16 protein-coding genes and 1 pseudogene are annotated in these 17,404 nt (G+C 65.6%); 2 read left to right on the forward strand and 15 right to left on the reverse strand.

Going from position 1 to position 17,404, the window contains the following annotated elements; all coding sequences use genetic code 11:
- The first annotated feature begins 42 nt into the window (after positions 1-42).
- Both trxC and K7H91_RS17165 read left to right on the forward strand, forming a co-directional pair.
- On the forward strand, positions 43-465 hold the full coding sequence (trxC, locus tag K7H91_RS17160) for a thioredoxin TrxC (RefSeq protein ID WP_230721449.1): 423 nt from the start codon (positions 43-45) through the stop codon (positions 463-465).
- Between the two features lie 63 nt (positions 466-528).
- The gene (locus K7H91_RS17165; RefSeq protein WP_230721450.1) at positions 529-1,674 is read left to right on the forward strand and encodes a cation:proton antiporter; all 1,146 of its coding nucleotides are present in this window, start codon (positions 529-531) and stop codon (positions 1,672-1,674) included.
- A gap of 34 nt (positions 1,675-1,708) precedes the next feature.
- Here K7H91_RS17165 and K7H91_RS17170 read toward each other — a convergent pair whose 3' ends face one another.
- From K7H91_RS17170 to K7H91_RS17240, 15 genes and pseudogenes are all read right to left on the reverse strand, one after another.
- A complete protein-coding gene (locus tag K7H91_RS17170; protein ID WP_230721451.1) occupies positions 1,709-2,134 on the reverse strand; it encodes a hypothetical protein in 426 nt (141 codons plus the stop codon).
- Positions 2,131-2,805, reverse strand: coding sequence for a YcbK family protein (locus K7H91_RS17175; protein WP_230721452.1), 675 nt, complete (start codon positions 2,803-2,805; stop codon positions 2,131-2,133). The genes K7H91_RS17170 and K7H91_RS17175 overlap by 4 nt, the downstream gene beginning before the upstream one ends.
- A 160-nt stretch (positions 2,806-2,965) precedes the next feature.
- Complete coding sequence (locus K7H91_RS17180; protein WP_023851444.1) at positions 2,966-3,253, reverse strand: DUF6127 family protein; 288 nt, start codon at positions 3,251-3,253, stop codon at positions 2,966-2,968.
- A gap of 19 nt (positions 3,254-3,272) precedes the next feature.
- Positions 3,273-4,349: a DUF2793 domain-containing protein gene (locus K7H91_RS17185; RefSeq protein ID WP_230721453.1), complete on the reverse strand. Its 1,077-nt coding sequence runs from the start codon at positions 4,347-4,349 to the stop codon at positions 3,273-3,275.
- A 75-nt stretch (positions 4,350-4,424) separates the two neighbouring features.
- Complete coding sequence (locus K7H91_RS17190; protein WP_230721454.1) at positions 4,425-4,805, reverse strand: hypothetical protein; 381 nt, start codon at positions 4,803-4,805, stop codon at positions 4,425-4,427.
- 53 nt (positions 4,806-4,858) lie between these two features.
- The gene (locus K7H91_RS17195; protein ID WP_230721455.1) at positions 4,859-5,710 is read right to left on the reverse strand and encodes a hypothetical protein; all 852 of its coding nucleotides are present in this window, start codon (positions 5,708-5,710) and stop codon (positions 4,859-4,861) included.
- A gap of 274 nt (positions 5,711-5,984) precedes the next feature.
- Positions 5,985-6,968: pseudogene (locus K7H91_RS25870) on the reverse strand (baseplate megatron protein TIM-barrel domain-containing protein); the annotation flags it as partial.
- Between the two features lie 2 nt (positions 6,969-6,970).
- Entirely contained in the window at positions 6,971-7,534 is a 564-nt protein-coding gene (locus K7H91_RS17205; protein WP_230721457.1) for a TetR/AcrR family transcriptional regulator, read from the reverse strand.
- Positions 7,531-8,067 carry a dihydrofolate reductase family protein gene (locus tag K7H91_RS17210; protein ID WP_230721458.1) on the reverse strand — a complete coding sequence of 179 codons (537 nt, stop codon included), beginning with the start codon at positions 8,065-8,067 and terminating at the stop codon, positions 7,531-7,533. Before K7H91_RS17210 ends, K7H91_RS17205 begins: the two co-directional genes overlap by 4 nt.
- Positions 8,068-8,188: 121 nt before the next feature.
- Positions 8,189-9,109, reverse strand: a complete 921-nt coding sequence (locus K7H91_RS17215) for a DUF2493 domain-containing protein (RefSeq protein WP_230721459.1) — start codon at positions 9,107-9,109, stop codon at positions 8,189-8,191.
- A 324-nt stretch (positions 9,110-9,433) separates the two neighbouring features.
- A complete protein-coding gene (locus K7H91_RS17220; RefSeq protein ID WP_230721465.1) occupies positions 9,434-10,498 on the reverse strand; it encodes a DUF7146 domain-containing protein in 1,065 nt (354 codons plus the stop codon).
- Positions 10,498-14,793: a strawberry notch family protein gene (locus K7H91_RS17225; RefSeq protein ID WP_230721460.1), complete on the reverse strand. Its 4,296-nt coding sequence runs from the start codon at positions 14,791-14,793 to the stop codon at positions 10,498-10,500. Before K7H91_RS17225 ends, K7H91_RS17220 begins: the two co-directional genes overlap by 1 nt.
- Before the next feature lie 95 nt (positions 14,794-14,888).
- Entirely contained in the window at positions 14,889-15,107 is a 219-nt protein-coding gene (locus tag K7H91_RS17230) for a DUF6117 family protein (protein ID WP_230721461.1), read from the reverse strand.
- Positions 15,104-15,514: a hypothetical protein gene (locus tag K7H91_RS17235; RefSeq protein WP_230721462.1), complete on the reverse strand. Its 411-nt coding sequence runs from the start codon at positions 15,512-15,514 to the stop codon at positions 15,104-15,106. The genes K7H91_RS17230 and K7H91_RS17235 overlap by 4 nt, the downstream gene beginning before the upstream one ends.
- 97 nt (positions 15,515-15,611) lie before the next feature.
- Positions 15,612-17,309 carry a ParB/RepB/Spo0J family partition protein gene (locus K7H91_RS17240; protein ID WP_230721463.1) on the reverse strand — a complete coding sequence of 566 codons (1,698 nt, stop codon included), beginning with the start codon at positions 17,307-17,309 and terminating at the stop codon, positions 15,612-15,614.
- Positions 17,310-17,404 lie beyond the last annotated feature (95 nt).

Here is a 17,404-nt window from a genome sequence, read left to right on the forward strand (position 1 = left end):
CATTCGGCCGCCGAGCCCGGATCGTCAACGAAAGGATACAGGATGCCCACGGTCGCTTGCCTGCAGTGCAATTCCACCAACAGGGTGCCGCAAGAGCGCCTGAGCGACAACCCCAATTGCGGACACTGCGGCGCGCCTCTCTTTCAAGGCATGCCCGTCACGCTCACCGCGGCTAATTTTGACCGCCATGCGAATGCCGAACTGCCAGTGCTGGTCGATTTCTGGGCCGAGTGGTGCGGGCCATGCAAGATGATGGCGCCCCAGTTCGAGGCGGCGGCGCGCTCGCTCGAACCCCATGTCCGCCTGGGCAAGCTCGACACCGAGGCCGAACAGCAGATTGCCGGCCGCTACGGGATCCGCGGCATTCCCACCATGATCCTGTTCAGTAGCGGGAAGGAAATCGCGAGAACGAGCGGAGCAATGCCTGCCGCGCAGATAGCGCAGTGGGCGTGGTCGCACGTCTAGGTCTAGAGTTTACAGGTATTGGCCTTACCTGCGCCATGCCATCAGGAGAAGAAGGAGAAGAACATGCATGGCGTGACCGGATTTGTTGAAAGTGCGGCCTTGTTGGTCTTTGCCGCGTTCGTGCTCGTGACGATATGTTCACGGATCGGCGTGCCCAGTATCGTCGGTTACATTCTTGCCGGCATAGTCATCGGACCTGCCGGCCTCGGCCTAATTGCCGAAAACGCTGCCCTGAGCAGCATCGGCGAGATCAGAGTGGTGCTGCTGCTGTTCGCGCTCGGCCTGGAATTCTCGTTCGAGAAGCTCGTAAGACTCAGGAAGCATGTCTTCGGTCTTGGAGCCGTGCAGGTTGCAGTCACGACGATAACGGTGTCGTTGATAGCGAGTCTGATCTTCGATCTCGCGCCCGTCCCCGCAATCCTCATCGGCGGGGCCGTTGCCATGTCATCCACGGCCATGTGCCTCAAGGTGCTCGCAAGCGCGAACGCTCTGGGATCGGCCCAAGGACGCCTGGCCATTGCGGTGCTTCTGTTTCAAGACTTGGCAGCTGTCGCATTCCTGCTTCTGCACGATTCGATGAGTGGAGCCGCAGAAGGGTATGGCGTGATAACGGTCGTCGCCAGTGCAACGGCATTGGTTGCAGCTCTGTTCATTGCCCGTGGCCCGTTGCAGTTGCTGGCCCGTTGGGTAGCGTCGCGTGGCGATCCGGAACTTGCCCAGCTTCTCGCGCTCACCATTGCACTAGGGTCTGCGATTGTCGCGGCCACCGCCGGCCTTTCTCCGGCACTCGCCGCATTCGCGGCCGGCATGATCATCGGCGAGGGTGACGCGCGCCATGCCGTCGAGAACGAGATCCGGCCCTTCCGCGATTTGTTTGTCGGGATTTTCTTCGTAAGCATCGGAACGCAATTGCCACTTTGGATCATCCCGTATGCGTGGCCAGTCGTGCTGAGCTGGCTCGCGATCATATTTGCGGGCAAGACGCTGATCGTTTTGGTCGTCGCCCGACTATTCGGCGAGTCGCTTCAGACCGCATGGAGGACTGGGATCATCCTGGCCCACGGAGGAGAATTCAGCCTGATGCTGCTGTCGGCTTCCTCGACATCGGGCAGTGTTGCGGAGGAATTCGCTGGTCCTTTACTCCTCGCGATTGGCATGAGCATGCTGGCCGGGAGTGTCATGGTCAGATGGGCGGGGCTAAAGGTTTAGTGGGGTCAACATCAATATAACTATATTACTCAGATTACTGACAGCACGCCCACGCCTGATCCCGCATGACGCTTTCGGAAAGCAATTCGGCGATTGCCGACCCATCCGGCAGCAGATCGAGCTCGTCGGCTGCGTGCGCCTGGACCTCTCGGCTATGGTCAACAAAGGGCGGACAGACGGTAGCCATGCGGGGATCGAAATTGGCCGTCGCGCAGGCAATCAGCGAGATTGCTGCGATCACGAGGACGGCGAGCTGCCGCGTCGAGCATCTGGCGTTGGATGTCATTGACCTTCTCGGAGGTTTCGAGGCGTTCGGCGAGCCGGCCAGCGCGCTCGCCGGAGCGCCGGAGCGCCGGAGCGTGAGCAGGAACAGAAGCACAGCGAGGACGATGGCGCCGAAGCGCAGCGCCGCCCGCGTCCACGGGCTGGCGGCGAACCCGGTCAGAAGCGCGGCGATCACCGCCGCCCCCGGCGCCAGTCGTCGAGGCGGGCATAGATGGTGACCGCGATGCCACCGAGTGCCACCGCAATGAACACCCAGCGCAGGGTGTCGAGGTACGGCACCAGCGGCAGGATGGCGGATTGGGTCTCGGCGAGGACACTCTGCGCCACCTCGACCCCGGCTGCGCCCAGCGTCGCCGCTCCGGCAGCCCCGCCGCCCCTCATGGTGCGGCTGTGGGCCAGAACTTCGCGCGCTGGTGGCGTTTCTTCGGTGAAGGCAGTCGCCCGGACCGGGAACCGCTCGCCCCACTGCCGTGCGGGCCCGAGGTCGACATGGATGAACCCCGATCTCGGGTAGAAGCCCAAGCCGAGGAACCCGACCTCCCGCGCCGCGGCCTCGAACACCACCGGGTCGTGGTTCGCCATGGCGATATCAAAGGCGGCGCCGTCGAGGTGCTTGGAGCGGGTCGCGCCGCCCACGGCGCGATTGTGCTCAGGGCTGCGATAGGCGGAGCGGACGATCAGCGGCTTGCCGAGCCGGTCGCGCAGCGCCTGCAGCTTGTCGAGCGCGGGTTCGTTGATGAGCAGCTTGCCGGTGCCCCGGCAGGCGATCTCGGCCGGGCTGAAATTCGGCCAGTGCCAGGTGCCCTCGGGCACGTCGCGCCAGTGGCTGTGGAAGGTATTCGTCATGGGGTCCTCCGAAACGAGTTTCCGGCCCCTCGCAGGGGCTCGGCGCGTTCGCCGTTCGGGAAGGTCCACCGGACCTTCCCGTCTGCCTGTCAGGCAGACCACGGCTCACCCCGCCACGAGGGCGGGTCATTGCGGGCTGATGAATGGGGATGGGGAGCGGCTACGGGCCGCCGCCGAAGATCTTGAGCTTGATGGCGATGCCCGCGAGCAGCGCCAGCATCACGCCGGTGGTGATCATGCGGACGGCGGTCTGCATGGCGGTGCGGCGCACCAGCCGGATGCAGTCCACCAAGGAGCGCAGATCGCGGATGTCGAGCGCGGCCTCGTCGCCGTCGAGCCCGACGTCGGCCAGTGCGCGCTTCGCGCCTTCCTCTGCGGCCCGCGTCAGGATCGCCTCGAACTCGGCGTCGGGCATGCGCACGAAGCCCTCGGATCGGGGTGGTGTCATCGGATCCTCCTTGCGCCGCTCAGCCGATCTTGCAGCCCCAGAAGGACGTGTGATCGGCGGCGAAGTAGCCGTCCGCGACCCGGAAATACCCCTGCAGCTCGACGGTATCGCCGGCTGTCAGCGGCACCATCGTCTGCAGCCAGATCGCGGTGGCGAGCGAGACATGAGTGGCGGAGATCTCGCCGAGCGAGCCGCGGATTTCGGTCGTGTCGTTCAGGACGAGCCGCCCCCGCATGCGCGCGGTGGTACTGGCGTTGACCTTGTACATGAGCGTCGCGCCGAAGAGGTACGTGCCGTCCACGGGCGCCACGAACCGGTTGTTCGCGGCGTCGAACGCGCCACGATCGTTGGTGTCGGTGTTGTTGAGGCCGATCTTCGTCCAGGTCCCGACGCCGACATAATTGTCGTAGTTGGTGTACGCCTTGAAGCGCGGCAGACGGGGCTGGTCCACGATGCCGGTGGCGTTGTCGACGCTGAGCCCATCGAAGAAGGTGCTGCCGTCGGCCGAGACTGCGAGCCGGAACCGGTCCGAGCCGAAGAGCCCCACCAGCGCCTTGGTCACGAAGTTGGTCTGCAGCGTCAGGCCGAGATCGTCGCCGGCGGCCTCCTTGTTCATGGTGTAGAACAGATCGCCGGTGCCGCCTTCGGCCACCGTCTTGGCGGTCCAGAGCGCGGCGTTCAGCTTGGCCGAGAACGGGTTCGACGCATCCGCTGTGGTGCCGACCCCGAGCAGCGCCATGTTCTGCAGCGCCGCCGGTGTGGTGCCGACCCAGCCCGCGCCGTCGTAGACCAGCAGCAGCCCCTCGTCCTCGACCCATGCGCGCCACCCCGTCCGCGGCGGCATGCGCAGCCATGCCCCGTCCGTCCAGAGTGCCACGTTAAGGTCCCAGCCCGCCCAGTCGCCCGTCGCGCCCGAAGCGACGATGTAGCGATCGCCGTCGGCGGGGCTCGCCGGGGGTGCTTCCAGATCGCGGTCGAGAACCGAGAGCTGGACGAGCCCGTCGAGGATCCGCAGCGCCTCATTGTGGGTGACATGCTTCTGGGCCTGCGCCGCGAGGATGTAGGGCAGCAGCAGATGGGTCGTGGCGTCGGACATGGGCGGTCTCCAGAACGAAGAACGCCGCCTGCATGGCAGGCGGCGGACAATGGCGCGGTGATCGGCGATGGCGAGCTACCCGCGCTCGGGCGTCTCCGCCGGAATGGCCGAGAGAACCGGATCGGGCTTGGGCGCGTCCCACTTCGCGGTCATTGCGGCCCAGCGATCGATCTCGGCCCGGAAGGCCGGATCGTCGATCCGCAGATGAAAGGTGTAGAGGCGATCCACGATCTCGCGCATCAACGCGCGCATCTCGTCGTCATTGATCCGCGAGACCTCGGACCAGGGTATGCGTCGGCCCACGGCGTCCTCCACGATGACGTCGCTGCCATCACCCGTGTGCGAAACGGGCGTAAGGCCGGCATGCAGGGTCTCGAGCTGCGTGTTTCGCACGCAGGCAACGGCCATCACTCTGGCAAGCTTGGCGGCAATCCGGTCTTCGTGCTCGGGGCGCATGGCCCGAGCCTACGACGCCGATCGCGCATAGTGCCAGAACTCATTGCGCTACCTCAGAAGCTCAGCGTTACAGCCTTGGGCGCACCCCGCCCGACAAGGGCGGAGAGCTGGTAGATGCGGATGTCGAGCGTGTCGCCGGGGGCGAGTAGCTCGCCCCAGTCTGCGGTCTGCTGGGCGGCGGTGTAGACCGCGCTGGTGGTGGCCGTGCTCAGCACCCGCTTCACAGTGGCGCCGTCGAGGATCTCCACCTCGTAGGCTTCCAGTTCCTCGGCCAGCGGCACCTCGAGCCCACCCCAGCTGTCGGCGGAAAGTGCGCGCGACCGGCGCGTCCAGCGGATCGTCAGGTCGCCGGGCGTGCGTGGGCGACGCCACGGCTGCTCGACATGAGCGACGGAGAACGTCCGCAGCCCGACGCCTGCAGGCGTGAAGGCGTGCCCGACGTAGGTCTCGTCGCTGACCGGACGGCTCGCGGGGCCGATGCGCCAGTTCCACGGGATGCCAAGATCGGCCTCGGCGAGTGGGAGGGATGCGAGGCTTTCGTCGAGCACCACCACTCGCGCGCCCGCAGGCGCCGGATTGCCCATGGCACCCTCGGTGCCGCGCTGGCCGCGCAGGAGCCGGGTCAGGCGATACCGGCCGGGCGCAAGCAGTTCGGCCGCGCCCGCCTGCACGATCTCCCAGACGCCGGACGTGCTCTCGATAGCGAGCGCGTTCGCCCCGCCGAACAGCGTCAGGTCGGTGACGCTTTCCAGCGTGCCGGTCAGCAAGTCGACCACAAGCGCATTGCCGAAGTCGAAGCGCGAGCTGGGGCCCGCGTGGAAGTCCGAGACCAGCGCCCCGATCCGGGCGCGGGACTGAGCCGTGGTCAACAACTCGAAGCCATCGGTCGACGGGCTGCGGAACACCCATCTCGCCTGGCCAGGGCACGGCGTGTGCCGCCACGAATGGCCGATGCGCGGGCTGGTCCTCGGTGAGCTGCGGCAGGTCCATCAGCACCGCGTCCGGCGCGCCGAACACGACAGCCCGCGTCAGCGACGCCGCGCGGGGATCGCCGGGCGGCAGGTTGTAGGTCGCGCGGTCCTGGCGGACCGCCTCGATGCCGCGCGCCTCGGCATCGGCGATGGAGACGAGCCGCAGGGCGACCAGCCGCCCGTCATGCTCCAGCCGGATCGCGTCGGCAGGATCGAGCGCGAGCCGCGAGGGCGGCAGACGGAACGCCGCCGTCTCGCGGCCCACCCATGCCTCCATCAGCGCGCGGCGGCAGCGCCGCTCGGCTTCCTCGGGCGGCACCGCCATGGGGAAGGACTCGGAAGCGATGCGCGTCGTGTCCACGGTGATGCGCCGCGCCTCGACGAGGGCCGCGTCGTAATCCTCGTCGGCACGCGCGACCTGCCATTTCAGCGCCTGCGGCAGTTCGGTCTCCTGGCCGCGCGTCAGTTCCAGCACGTCGCCCTCGCGGGCGGCCACCAGATCGTCGGATGCGAGGGTGGCAACCGACGCTCGGCCGCGCATGACGAAGCGGATCACCCCCTCGGTCTCGACGGCGTCGAAGCCGAAATGCCGCGCCAGCGTCGTGATCGAGGCGCGCGGGCTTTCGAGCGCGGTGATGGCGTAGCCCTCGACCGCGCCCCAGAGGCCGGAGACGTCGATCCTCGACTCGGGCATCTCGGCGCGCAGGCAGAGGTGCCGCACGAGGGCCGCCAGCGACACCGCGCCGAGCCGCCCGGTCAGCCAGTGGCCGAGCCGCCAGTTCGCCCCGTCCGCCCAGACGTCGGTCAGCGCCGGAAAGAACGGATAGGGCCGCGCGTCCCAGGTCCAGGCGGCGCATTCGGGCACATGAACCATCCGGCCGCCGTAGACCGATGACACCGGGTTGTTCGCGGCCTCACCCCACCAGAGATAGATCGCCTCGAGATAGGCGCGCTGGATCGCGTCGTCGCGCCATCCCCGCGAGAAATGCGGCGTGAAGCTCTCCGACGACTTCGGGTCGAAGAAGACGTTGGGTTGGTTCGTGCCGCGGTCGATGGCAGGGCAGCCCAGCTCGGAATGCCAAGTTACTTGCCACGTTGGCGAGGTTCTCCTGAACCCCGTGCGAGTAAGACCATCACGCCGGTCGGCAGGATGTCCAGCACCCAGCCATCGCGGTTGAGCTGCATTTGTCACAATCAGTTCTCAATTCCTTTGAGCAACTCCGTGAGCGTATTGTCGTAGTCGTTCTTCGCGCCGGAGACGGCGGAGTTTGACCTATCGCCCATCGCGGCTGCGATCGCCGCGCCGTGGGTGAAATCGACGAGAATATTTAGCCAATGATGGGATCGTTCCGACGGCAATCCCGCTTCAACTAGGAGTTGGTCAATGTCATCGGTTATCCGCTGTGCCTGCCGGGGAAAAACTGCGGGCTGCCTGAAGATGAGCAATGTAAGGCCAGGGTGGCTTATCACCCGGTCATGATAGGCATTCAAAAGCGATCGTAACCGGTCTTGAAACGTACCCGAGGCTGGCGCGGTCACTTCAGCGTAGACGTGTTCAGACAAGGCGTCGATTAACCCGTCGCGATCCCCGAAATGATGGTAGATGGTCATCGGATTGACCTGAAGGCGATCCGCAAGCGCCCGCATTGTGAAGGCCTCGATACCGCCGGTATCCAATAGTTCGAGCGCGGCCGTCAGAATCTGATCGCGCGAGGCAGGTGCCTTGTCCCGATGCGGACGTCCTCGCGGACGAGTCATGTGGCGATCCGGTAGCGTGACTGGACGAGACCGGAGGCAAAGCTTTTCGTGTCCTGGTGCGTGAGCGGTATGTCCGACGATGTCGCGCCGAAAAGACTGCGCCCCTCGCCAAGCAGTACCGGGACCTGCGTGATGGTCATGTCGGCGATTAGCCCCGCGCGCAGGAACGACTGGATCACCTTTCCGCCGTCCACATAGACGCGCCGATGCCCCTCGGCTTCGAGCATCTCCATCGCTTGTCCAGGCGATTTGTCTGAAATTCGGACCTTGCCAGCAAGGTCTGCCGGTATGTCCTGGTCTTTCAGCGACTCTGAGAGGACAAGTACCGGGCGTGTGTAGAACCATGGGCGTTCATCGCGCATTTTTTCGAACGTGCCGCGGCCCATCAGGATGATGTCGATCTTCTCGATGAAGGCGTCATATCCGTGATCCTCTGCCGGATCGTCGCGCTCCAGCAACCAGACAATGTCGCCGTCCTTGCGGGCGATGAAACCATCCAGACTGGTCGCGATGAAAACGTGTCCGGTGATCATCTCGATCTCCTTATTTATACGTTGTATAAATACATATCGCTCGGACCTTTGCAGGTCAACGTGCCGCGTCGGTGAAACCGACTGATGCGGACGCGAACATTGTCGTTTGGGGCGTGGCGGTTCATTCGAACCGCCAGACCGGAATGCCGAGCTTCCTGGCCTTGTCGGTGAGGTTCTCCTGAATGCCGGTGCCAGGGAACACCATGACCCCGATCGGCAGGACATCGAGCATCTGGTCGTTGCGCTTGAATGGCGCGGCGCGGCCATGCTTCGTCCAGTCCGGCGCGAAGCCGATCTGGGTGACGTTGCGGTGATCGGCCCAGCGGGCGGCGATCTTCTCGGCGCCTTTAGGCGACTTGCCATGCATCAGCACCATGTCGGGGTGCTTTGCATGCACCTGGTCGAGCTTGTCCCAGATCAGCTTGTGATCGTTGTAGTCGGCGCCTCCGGAGACGGCGACCTTCGGGCCTACTGGAAGGAGCACTTCGCGGTTGGCGCGTTTGCGCTCGGCGATGAAGTCCCGGCTGTCGATCATCGCCGATGTCAGGGCACGATGGTTGACCTGCGAGCCGGTGCGCGGTGACCACGGCGATCCTGTGGTGCGCAGATAGTGCTCGGCGGCGCTGTCGCGGAAGACCTCCAGGCTGTCGCGTCGTTCGATGAGGCCCTGTCCGGTCTCGATGAGGCGTTCGAGCTCGACGGCCTTGATTTCGGAACCATCCTGTTCGCGCTGCCCGCGCTTCTGGGCCTGCTCGTTGTCGTCGAGCTTGCGTTCGAGCCGGTCGGCGGCGCGGTGGAACATGTTGACCGTCGACCAGAGCAGATCCTCGAGTTCGCCATCGAGCGCGGTATCCGCCATGGTGGCGATCAGGGCGTCGAAGATGTCGGAGACGGCGCCGGCGATGACGTTGTCCTCCGGGACGAGGCGTGGATCCGGACCGTGCCCGTCGTGACGGTAGCCGTGGAGTTCCAGTTCGTTCAGCGCGTGCTCGGTCGGCGAGGATTCGTGATGGGGTTCGAAGGTGTCGTCGTCGAGTGTCATCGGGTGGCTCCCTTTGTCGGTTGGCCGCGCCCGCCGCGGCCTTCATGGGCAGACAAGACGGCGGGCGGATCGGACCTGCATCCTGGAGCGTCAGCGCAAGGACCGGAGCGTCAGCGGAGGATGACGGAGGCCGGCGATTTTGTTTCGCGATGGAAAGGCCCGCAGGGCCGCCGGAAAATCGTTGGCCGCAGCCATTGCCGGACCGGGGCGCCTGCTGTCCGGTCGCCCTCTGAAGAAGGCCGGGGCGCGGCCCTCGCCGACATCCATGGGGAGCCGTTGACGAAGGCTCCGACGTCACCGCCATAGCCCGCACCGCTGCCCCGTTCAGGCGGACAGGACGGTCTCCATGAACCTGGCGACATCCTGCGGGGCGAGCTGGACCCGGATCGAGGCCCGGAAGGCGTCGAGACCACGAAGGCGCAGATCCTCGTTGAGATCGCCCAGCATCGGCGAGAGCGGCAGCGCTTCGATGCCGAGCGCATCGGCCCGTTCGACCAGCGTATCCCTTGCGCCATCTCCCGCCGGATCGTTATCGCGCACGATATAGAGCCGACGCAGCGTGTCGGGGAACAGGATGGCGGCAAGATGAGCTGCGGAGAGCGCGGCTGCCATGGGCATCTCGGGCAAGACACATCGCAGCGACAGCATGGTTTCGATGCCTTCGCCTGCCGCCATGACCTCGCCCGCCGCGCCGAACCGGACGGCATGGCCGAGCAGGTCGCCCAATGCCCGTCGCGGCGTCTCGATCGGAGCCTTGCCGAGTGTCGCCTCGCTGAATCCGCTCGGATCGAGCCATGTGCGATGGGCACCGGTCTGGTGTCCGTTGTGATCGGTAACCGACGCAATCAGCGCGGGCCAGGTCTCGGTCGAGCTGTGCTCGTCGGGCCGGTAGTAGCAGCGCGGATGAAACCGCAGCGATCCGGTTCCGCGCAATGCCGTAATGCCGCGTCTACGGAAATACGATTCCGCCAGTGTGCCTGCAATCGGCTGCGCCATCGAGAAGAGGCGCTTGGCCGCGAGTGGCGAACCGGTCGGCGCCGGCGAATTGCGTCCGGATGAAGATGCCGGCTCCGGGTCGGGATGCGGCAGGCTGAGAAACCGCCGCGCCTCGTCGGCGACGTCCCGGAACTCGGTCAAACCGCAGCTTTCCCGGATGACGTCGAGCAAGTCGCCATGCTCACCGGTCGCTGCGTCGGTCCATTTGCCCGCCGCGCCCTTGCCGGATTCAGGGCCGGTCAGGCGCACGAACATCGAGCGACCCTTGGTGTTGCGGGCATCGCCGACCATCCAGTAGCGGCCCTCGCGCCGCCCGTTCGAGAGATATTCGCGGCACACGGCCTCGGCCTGCCGGCCGAGACGATGTGCAAGGTCTGAAGCATCGCGGGTCATCATGCAGCCTCCCGCTCGGCGATGCGCTCGACCGGAAACCGCTCCAGCAGTCTGGCGAGGACGGCAGCGCCGGATGCATCGGTCGGGACGAACAGCCGGAACTTCCACGAGATGATCTCGCCGAACAGGCCATAGGCCTTGAGGCGGTCTCGCATTGTGTCGGTGAAGCCGGTGAGCTCGATGCGGTTCGCGCCCATGACGCGGGCGCGGCGAAGCTGAAGCCCTTCGGCGAGGTCGAGGATCGTGCGGCCCTCGGTGAGCGCGGTGAAGGCGTCGTCCGCCGAAAGGCTGGCGGTGCCTGTGGTCGACGCGTTCGCGGCCCAGGCCGGTGAAACCTTGCGGCCGATGATCCGCTCTCCGTCGTCTGTCTGAAGCCGGTAGACCCGCGTCGATTCATTGGGCAGGCGTTTCCAGATCGGCAAAAGCAAGCCGGAAACGATGTGGACGGTGCTGTCTGTGTATTCCGGAACCGCTGCCACTTCGGTGTCCCAGATGCGCGCAAAGGTATCGCGGTCGGTTTCGACCCAGTGCGTGTCGCCCATCATGGCAACGGGCACCTTGGTGGATTCCATCGGCCGGATCAGGCGCACACGGCGTTCGACGACACCGTCGTCGTCGATCACGCTGGTGGTCGGGACACGCACCGCGGCCCGGCCTGACCGCTCGTTGACCAGCAGGGCGGCACGCGGATCGGCGAGATGGTCGAGCGCCTCGTCCAGCGCGACGGGATGGTTGCGTTCGCGCTGCGCGACGGTGAGGAGCGTGGTCTCCGCCCCGGTCGCGGGATGGGTGTGGATCACCTGCCGGTCGGTGACCGTGAACTGCTCGCCCCTCAGCGTTTCCAGCCCGACATCATATGTGCCGCTGGCGATGGCACCCTCGATCCGGGCGGTCAGGATCTGCTCGAAATGCGTGAACAGGATGTTCTGCAGATCAATGGTGAGTGCCAGGAGCCGGTTGAGGAAGGTGGTGATCGGCGGCAACTCGTCCTTGATGCCGGTATCGTCCACGAGCTTCAGCCCCGTCGACGTTTCGAAGGCCTGAAGCGGGCAACCTTCGACCTTGCCGCCGACGATCATCAGATAGAGCCGGCGCAATGCATCGCGCGCATAGGCGCTTTCGAGATTGTCCTCGGCGCGGAACAGGCCCTGGCCGCCGGTCTGGCGCTGGCCGCGGGTGATCGCGCCGAGCGTGTCGAGGCGGCGGGCGATGGTGGAAAGGAAGCGCTTTTCCGCCTTCACGTCGGTTGCGACCGGCCGGAACAGCGGCGGTTGCGCCTGATTGGTGCGGTTGGTGCGCCCGAGGCCCTGGATCGCGGCGTCCGCCTTCCAGCCCGGTTCCAGCAGATAGTGGACGCGCAGCCGCCGGTTCTTCGCCGCAAGGTCGGCATGGTAGGAGCGTCCTGTGCCACCCGCGTCCGAGAAGACGAGAATGCGCTTGAGGTCATCCATGAACGCCTGGGTTTCGGCGAGGTTTGCCGAGATAGCACGGCCTTCGACGGCGAGGCGATCAGCGGTGGCGCCGGCACCCGGCTTGCGAACGATGCGGCGCGAACGGCCCGTGACCTCGGCCACCATGTCGGTGCCGAAGCGCTGGATGATCTGGTCGAGCGCGCCGGGAACCGCCGGCAGAGAGGCGAGCTTTTCGATTAGCCTGTCTCGCCTTGCGATGGCTTCGCGGCTTTCGACGGGCTGACCATCGCGAGTTACCGGGCGGGAACACAGATTGCCCTCGGAGTCGGTGAAGGGCTCGTGGAGCTGCACAGGGAAGGAGTGAGCCAGGTAGTCGAGCACATATTCGCGCGGCGTGATGTCGACCTGGACGTCGTTCCATTCTTCGGTGGGGATGTCTGCGAGCCGCCGCTCCATCAGGGCTTCGCCCGTGGAGACGATCTGGATGACGGCGGCGTGGCCGGCTTCGAGATCGGCATCGATGGCGCGGATCAGCGACGGCGTCTTCATCGCCGTGATGAGGTGGTTGAAGAAGCGCTGCTTGGCGCTCTCGAAGGCGGACCGTGCGGCCGATTTGGCCTGCCGGTTCAGAGTGCCCTCGCTGCCGGTGACGTTGGTCGCCTGCATGGCGGCGTCGAGATTGTTGTGAATGATCGCGAAGGCGCCGGCATAGGCGTCGTAGATGCGCCGCTGCTCGTCGGTGAGTTGGTGCTCGACCAGCTCGTATTCGACACCTTCATAGGAAAGCGAACGGGCCTGATAGAGGCCGAGCGCTTTCAGGTCACGCGCCAGCACCTCCATGGCGGCGACCCCGCCATCCTCGATCGCCTCGACGAACTCGGCGCGGGTGGCGAAGGGGAAATCCTCGCCACCCCAGAGACCAAGCCGCTGGGCATAGGCGAGATTGTGGACCGTCGTGGCGCCGGTCGCCGAGACGTAGACGACGCGCGCGTCGGGGAGCGCGTGCTGCAGGCGCAGTCCCGCGCGGCCCTGCTGCGAGGCGGCCTGGTCGCCACGTTCGCCCTTCGATCCGGCGGCGTTCTGCATGGCGTGGCTTTCGTCGAAAATGATCACTCCATCGAAATCCTCCCCCAACCAATCGACGATCTGTTGGACACGCGAAACCTTCGATCCGCGCTCGTCGGAGCGCAGCGTGGCATAGGTGGTGAATAGGATGCCCTGCGGCAGACGGATGGGCGTGCCCTGGCGAAAACGCGACAGCGGCGTGACCAGCAGCCGTTCCTGACCGAGCGCTGACCAGTCGCGCTGTGCGTCCTCGAGCAGCTTGTCGGATTTGGAGACCCAGACGGCGCGACGGCGGCCTTTCAGCCAGTTGTCGAGGAGGATGCCGGCGACCTGGCGGCCTTTGCCCGCGCCGGTGCCGTCGCCGAGAAACCAGCCACGCCGGAAACGGACAACGTCGTCGGCGTCTTCCGCTGCGGCGGTGACGACATTGCAGGTCTCATCGACGGTCCAGGCGCCGGCGAGATGCTGGGCATGGGCTTCGCCGGCATAGATCACGCTTTCGAGTTGGGCGTCGGAGAGAGTGCCATCGGCTACGAGCGCCGTTGGCAGATGCGGGCGATAGTCCGGCTTCGGCGGCGCGACAGAGGCCATGGCGGCGGACTGGACGAGCCTGGTGGGATGCGCCCGAGAGCCGGGAATACGGATCGACTGAAGCGCGTATTCCTCATAGATCGCATCGGTGAGATGCCCGCCCGGCGGCGGGGTCCAGTCGACCGTCTCGTAGCTGAGCTCTTCGCCGGTCGGGTCGGAAATGGACGATGCGATGCTGACACCACCGCGATTGCGTGGCGCGGCTGAGGTCGAACGCGACGGGGTGACCCGCTGTGCGGAGACCGCCGGCAGGGAGACCGGCTGGCGGGGCGGCAGGTCCGCCTCGATCCAGCCAAGCAAAGTCGCGACATCAGGGGCGATATCTCGCGATGCTGGAAATGCGTTGGGATCATCGGCTGCGATCTTGTCGATCACCGTCACCCGGGTGTCGATGGTGGTGCCATGGCGCGTATAGACCGCGCCGTCGATCGCAGCGGTGAAGACGACGCGCCCATGTTCTTGCAGGCGTGCGAAGGAATCCCGCCACTTTGGGGTGTCTGGTGCGAAATTGGCGCCGGTGATGGTGACGAAGCGTCCACCGGGCGCCAGGCGAGCCAGCGCGGAGTTGACATGACGATAGGCGGCGTCGGCCATGCGCCCGGAGACATTGACCATCACCGAGAATGGCGGGTTCATCAGCACGACGCTGGGAACGGCACTGGTGTCCAGATAGTCGTCGATCTGGGCAGCATCGAAGCGTGTGACCGAAAGAGCCGGAAAGAGGGAAGAGAGAAACGCGCCGCGCGCCTCGGCCAGTTCGTTGAGATGGAGCCGGCCTCCGGCAATCTCCGCGAATATTGCGAGCAGGCCGGTGCCGGCCGACGGTTCCAGCACGATGTCATCCGTGGTGATCGCGGCGGCGGTCGCCGCGGCGAAGCCCAGGGGGATCGGTGTCGAGAATTGCTGGAAGGCTTCGCTCTCTTCTGAGCGGCGGGTCTGCGAGGGCTGAAGGCCTGCGATCCTGGTGAGCAATGGCAACGCGCCCGCCGGAGATCCGGCTTTGCGCAGAAGCGCTTTTCCGTATTTGCGCAGAAACAGGACGACGGCGCCTTCGCAGACGTCATAGGCGGTCTTCCAGTCCCAGGCGCCATCGGTATCGGAGCCGCCGAAGGCGGCGTCCATCACGATCCGGAGCGCGGGCGCGTCGATGCGGTGGCCTTGTTCGAGAAGCGGAAGGAGTTGATGGGCGGCGCGGGTGAGCGCCGCCCCGGGAACGATCTCTGTCATGGGGGAGAACCTCGGGAGAGCAGGAACGGGGCAAGCCGGGCAGCGCTCTCTCTGGACCGCACCGGCTCATACCCGTCCCGGCAACCCTCTCCCTCTCATGGCTCGGGCGGCCGATAGGCCTCGTAGGGATTGCCGTCGGCAAGATGACCGAAAGGCGTGAAGAGGAACTCGCCGCCATCCCGGCCGACCGCGCAGATCACATAGCGCGCCGCGCCGGTCTCGGTGTCGGCGCATTCGAGCAGGGCGAGATTGCCGTCGGCGGCGGCGCGCAACAGCGTCTGGAAATTGGCGCGGGCATGCTCGGGAATGCTCATGACTGGCCTCCCGCCAGCGTGTCGGCGAGCCATTCGCCGGTATAGGTCCACGCCACGGTCTCGCCGGTGGTAAGGTCGAGGACATGGGCGCCGCCACCGAACGCATCGACACGTGGCCGCGAACAGGTATTGGCGTACTGAAAGCCCCACCGGCCGGTCAGTGCGAACGCTGCGGCGCATCGTTTGACGAACTGGATAGCGTGTTCCGGATCACCGGTGCCATCATCGCGCATCCAAAGACAGGTGCCGCCGTGCTCGGGCACGATCGAAAGATCGAAGCCTTCCGATGGCGGGTCTTCCGATCCGTTTTCTTCGGACAGGCGGTTGTAGAGATCGAGCGCGCGCGCCGCGTTCTCGGGTGTTCCGACGTCGAGGACGCAAGAGAAGCGCGTGAAATAGTCAGCCATGTCGGGCTCCTGAAATGAAACGGCCCGGTGCGGTGACCGGGCCGAGATGAGACTGATGGTGGGAGATGCGGGGCGGCCTGGGCCGCCCCGCAGAGTGCTATTCGGCGGGTACGGTTTGCGGCGCGTCGACAGGGTCTTCCTCACCTTCGTCTTCGTCTTCGTCGGAGAGGAAGGCTGGCAGGGCTTCGGCGTCGTCGCCCTGTGCATCCGAGGTGGTGCCGTCGTCGATGACGGGCAGGCGCAGCGGTTCGGGCAACCAGCCGCTGTCGGCGAGCAGCCGTTCGGCCTCCTTCGCCATGTCCGGCTTCTTCAGATGGTCGATGAGCTGCGCGGTTTCCTCGCCCTTGGCTTCGCGCACCGCTTCGAGGATGCGGGGCTTGGTCACCCGGCCGAAATAATTGTCGACCGTCGGCCGCCATCCGGTTTCCACCATGTCGAGCCCGACGGCACGGGCGAGCCGGTCCGCCTCGTGGATGCGCTGCCGAACGCCACCCGCGGTCGGCCCCGCGCCATAGGGATTGGCCTTTTCGTAGAGCGCGTTGACGCCGAAGGAGACGCAATGGGCGAGGAGCGCCATGCGGCTCGCATCGTCGAGACCGTCGATCTTGGCCCAGAGCGCCTCGTCGTCTTCGAGGGGCAAATCTGCCTTCCAGGCCTCATGCCGGTCATCGACGGTCTTGGCGGCAGCGCTGTCTTTCAGGTCATCGCCCTGCACCGGGAAATAGACCTGCCGAACCGATGCCTCCAGGCATCCCGGTGACGAGACATGCTGGAAGGCGTCACGTACCAGCTTGTGGATCAGCGCGGTCATGGCGACGGAGGGGTTGTCGGCCAGCGCATCACGCAGCGCCAGGGAGCGATGCGCCGTCAGTTCGATCACCAGCCGCTCGGGCAGCGGCTTGATCGCATCGTCCTCGTCGTCCTGCGGCTCGGGTTCACCACCCACGGAAATGACGGTGCGTTGCACGGCGCCGGAACCGGTTGCCGCATCGCTTTCGCTTCCCGCGTCATCGTCGCCCTCGGGCACTTCATCCTCGGGACGGACATAGCCGCGCTCGACGGAAAGCTGGCCATCGTGCCGGATGCTGACGAACGAACCGGCGCGGCCGATCTCGGCAGGATCGTATTGCTTCGGGCGATCCTCGAAGGCGTCGAGCACCACCTCGATCTCGCCGAGCCGTTCATCCACTTCGTCGGGTAATTCGTCGGCCTCGGCATATTCGGCTTCCAGACGGTCGAATTCCTCGCGCAGGGATTCGCGCGCGGCCCGTTCCTCGTCGGTCAGATCGACTGGCGTGCCGGTAAGCGCCCGCAAACCGTTGGTATGGCCATAGGGGAAATCGGCTGCGACCGAGATCCATTTCCAGCCCTCCTCGGCGATGGTCTCCGCCTCGGAAGTGAGCTTCGCGCTGACCAGCCGTTCGAGCAGAGCGACGTCCTCGATCCAGCCCCCGTCATCGTCCTGGAAGAGGTCGCGCAGGACGGTGCCGCCGGCCTCTTCATAGGCTTCGATGGTGACGAAGCGCACGCGCCGATCCGAGGCCCGAACGGTATTCTCGGTTAGCATGCGACGGATCTGATAGGGTTCCTTCGACCAGCTATGCTCGATGGCCTCCCAGACCTGTTCCTGTCGGGCATGGTCGGTGGAAACCGTGAAGGCCATCAACTGATCGAGCGTCATGGCGTCCTCGGCATAGAGGTCGAGGAGCTTTTCCGACACCGAAGCGAGCTTGAGGCGCTGCTTGACGGTGTTGACCGAGACGAAGAAGCGCGCGGCGATGTCTTCCTCGCTCATGCCCTGGTCCCGGAAGGTCTGGAAGGCGCGGAACTGATCGAGAGGATGCATATTTTAGGTTATGCGTCAAGTGTCCTTTTGGCTGGATAACGCTG

Source organism: Martelella mediterranea (assembly GCF_021021415.1).
GTDB classification, from domain to species: domain Bacteria; phylum Pseudomonadota; class Alphaproteobacteria; order Rhizobiales; family Rhizobiaceae; genus Martelella; species Martelella mediterranea_C.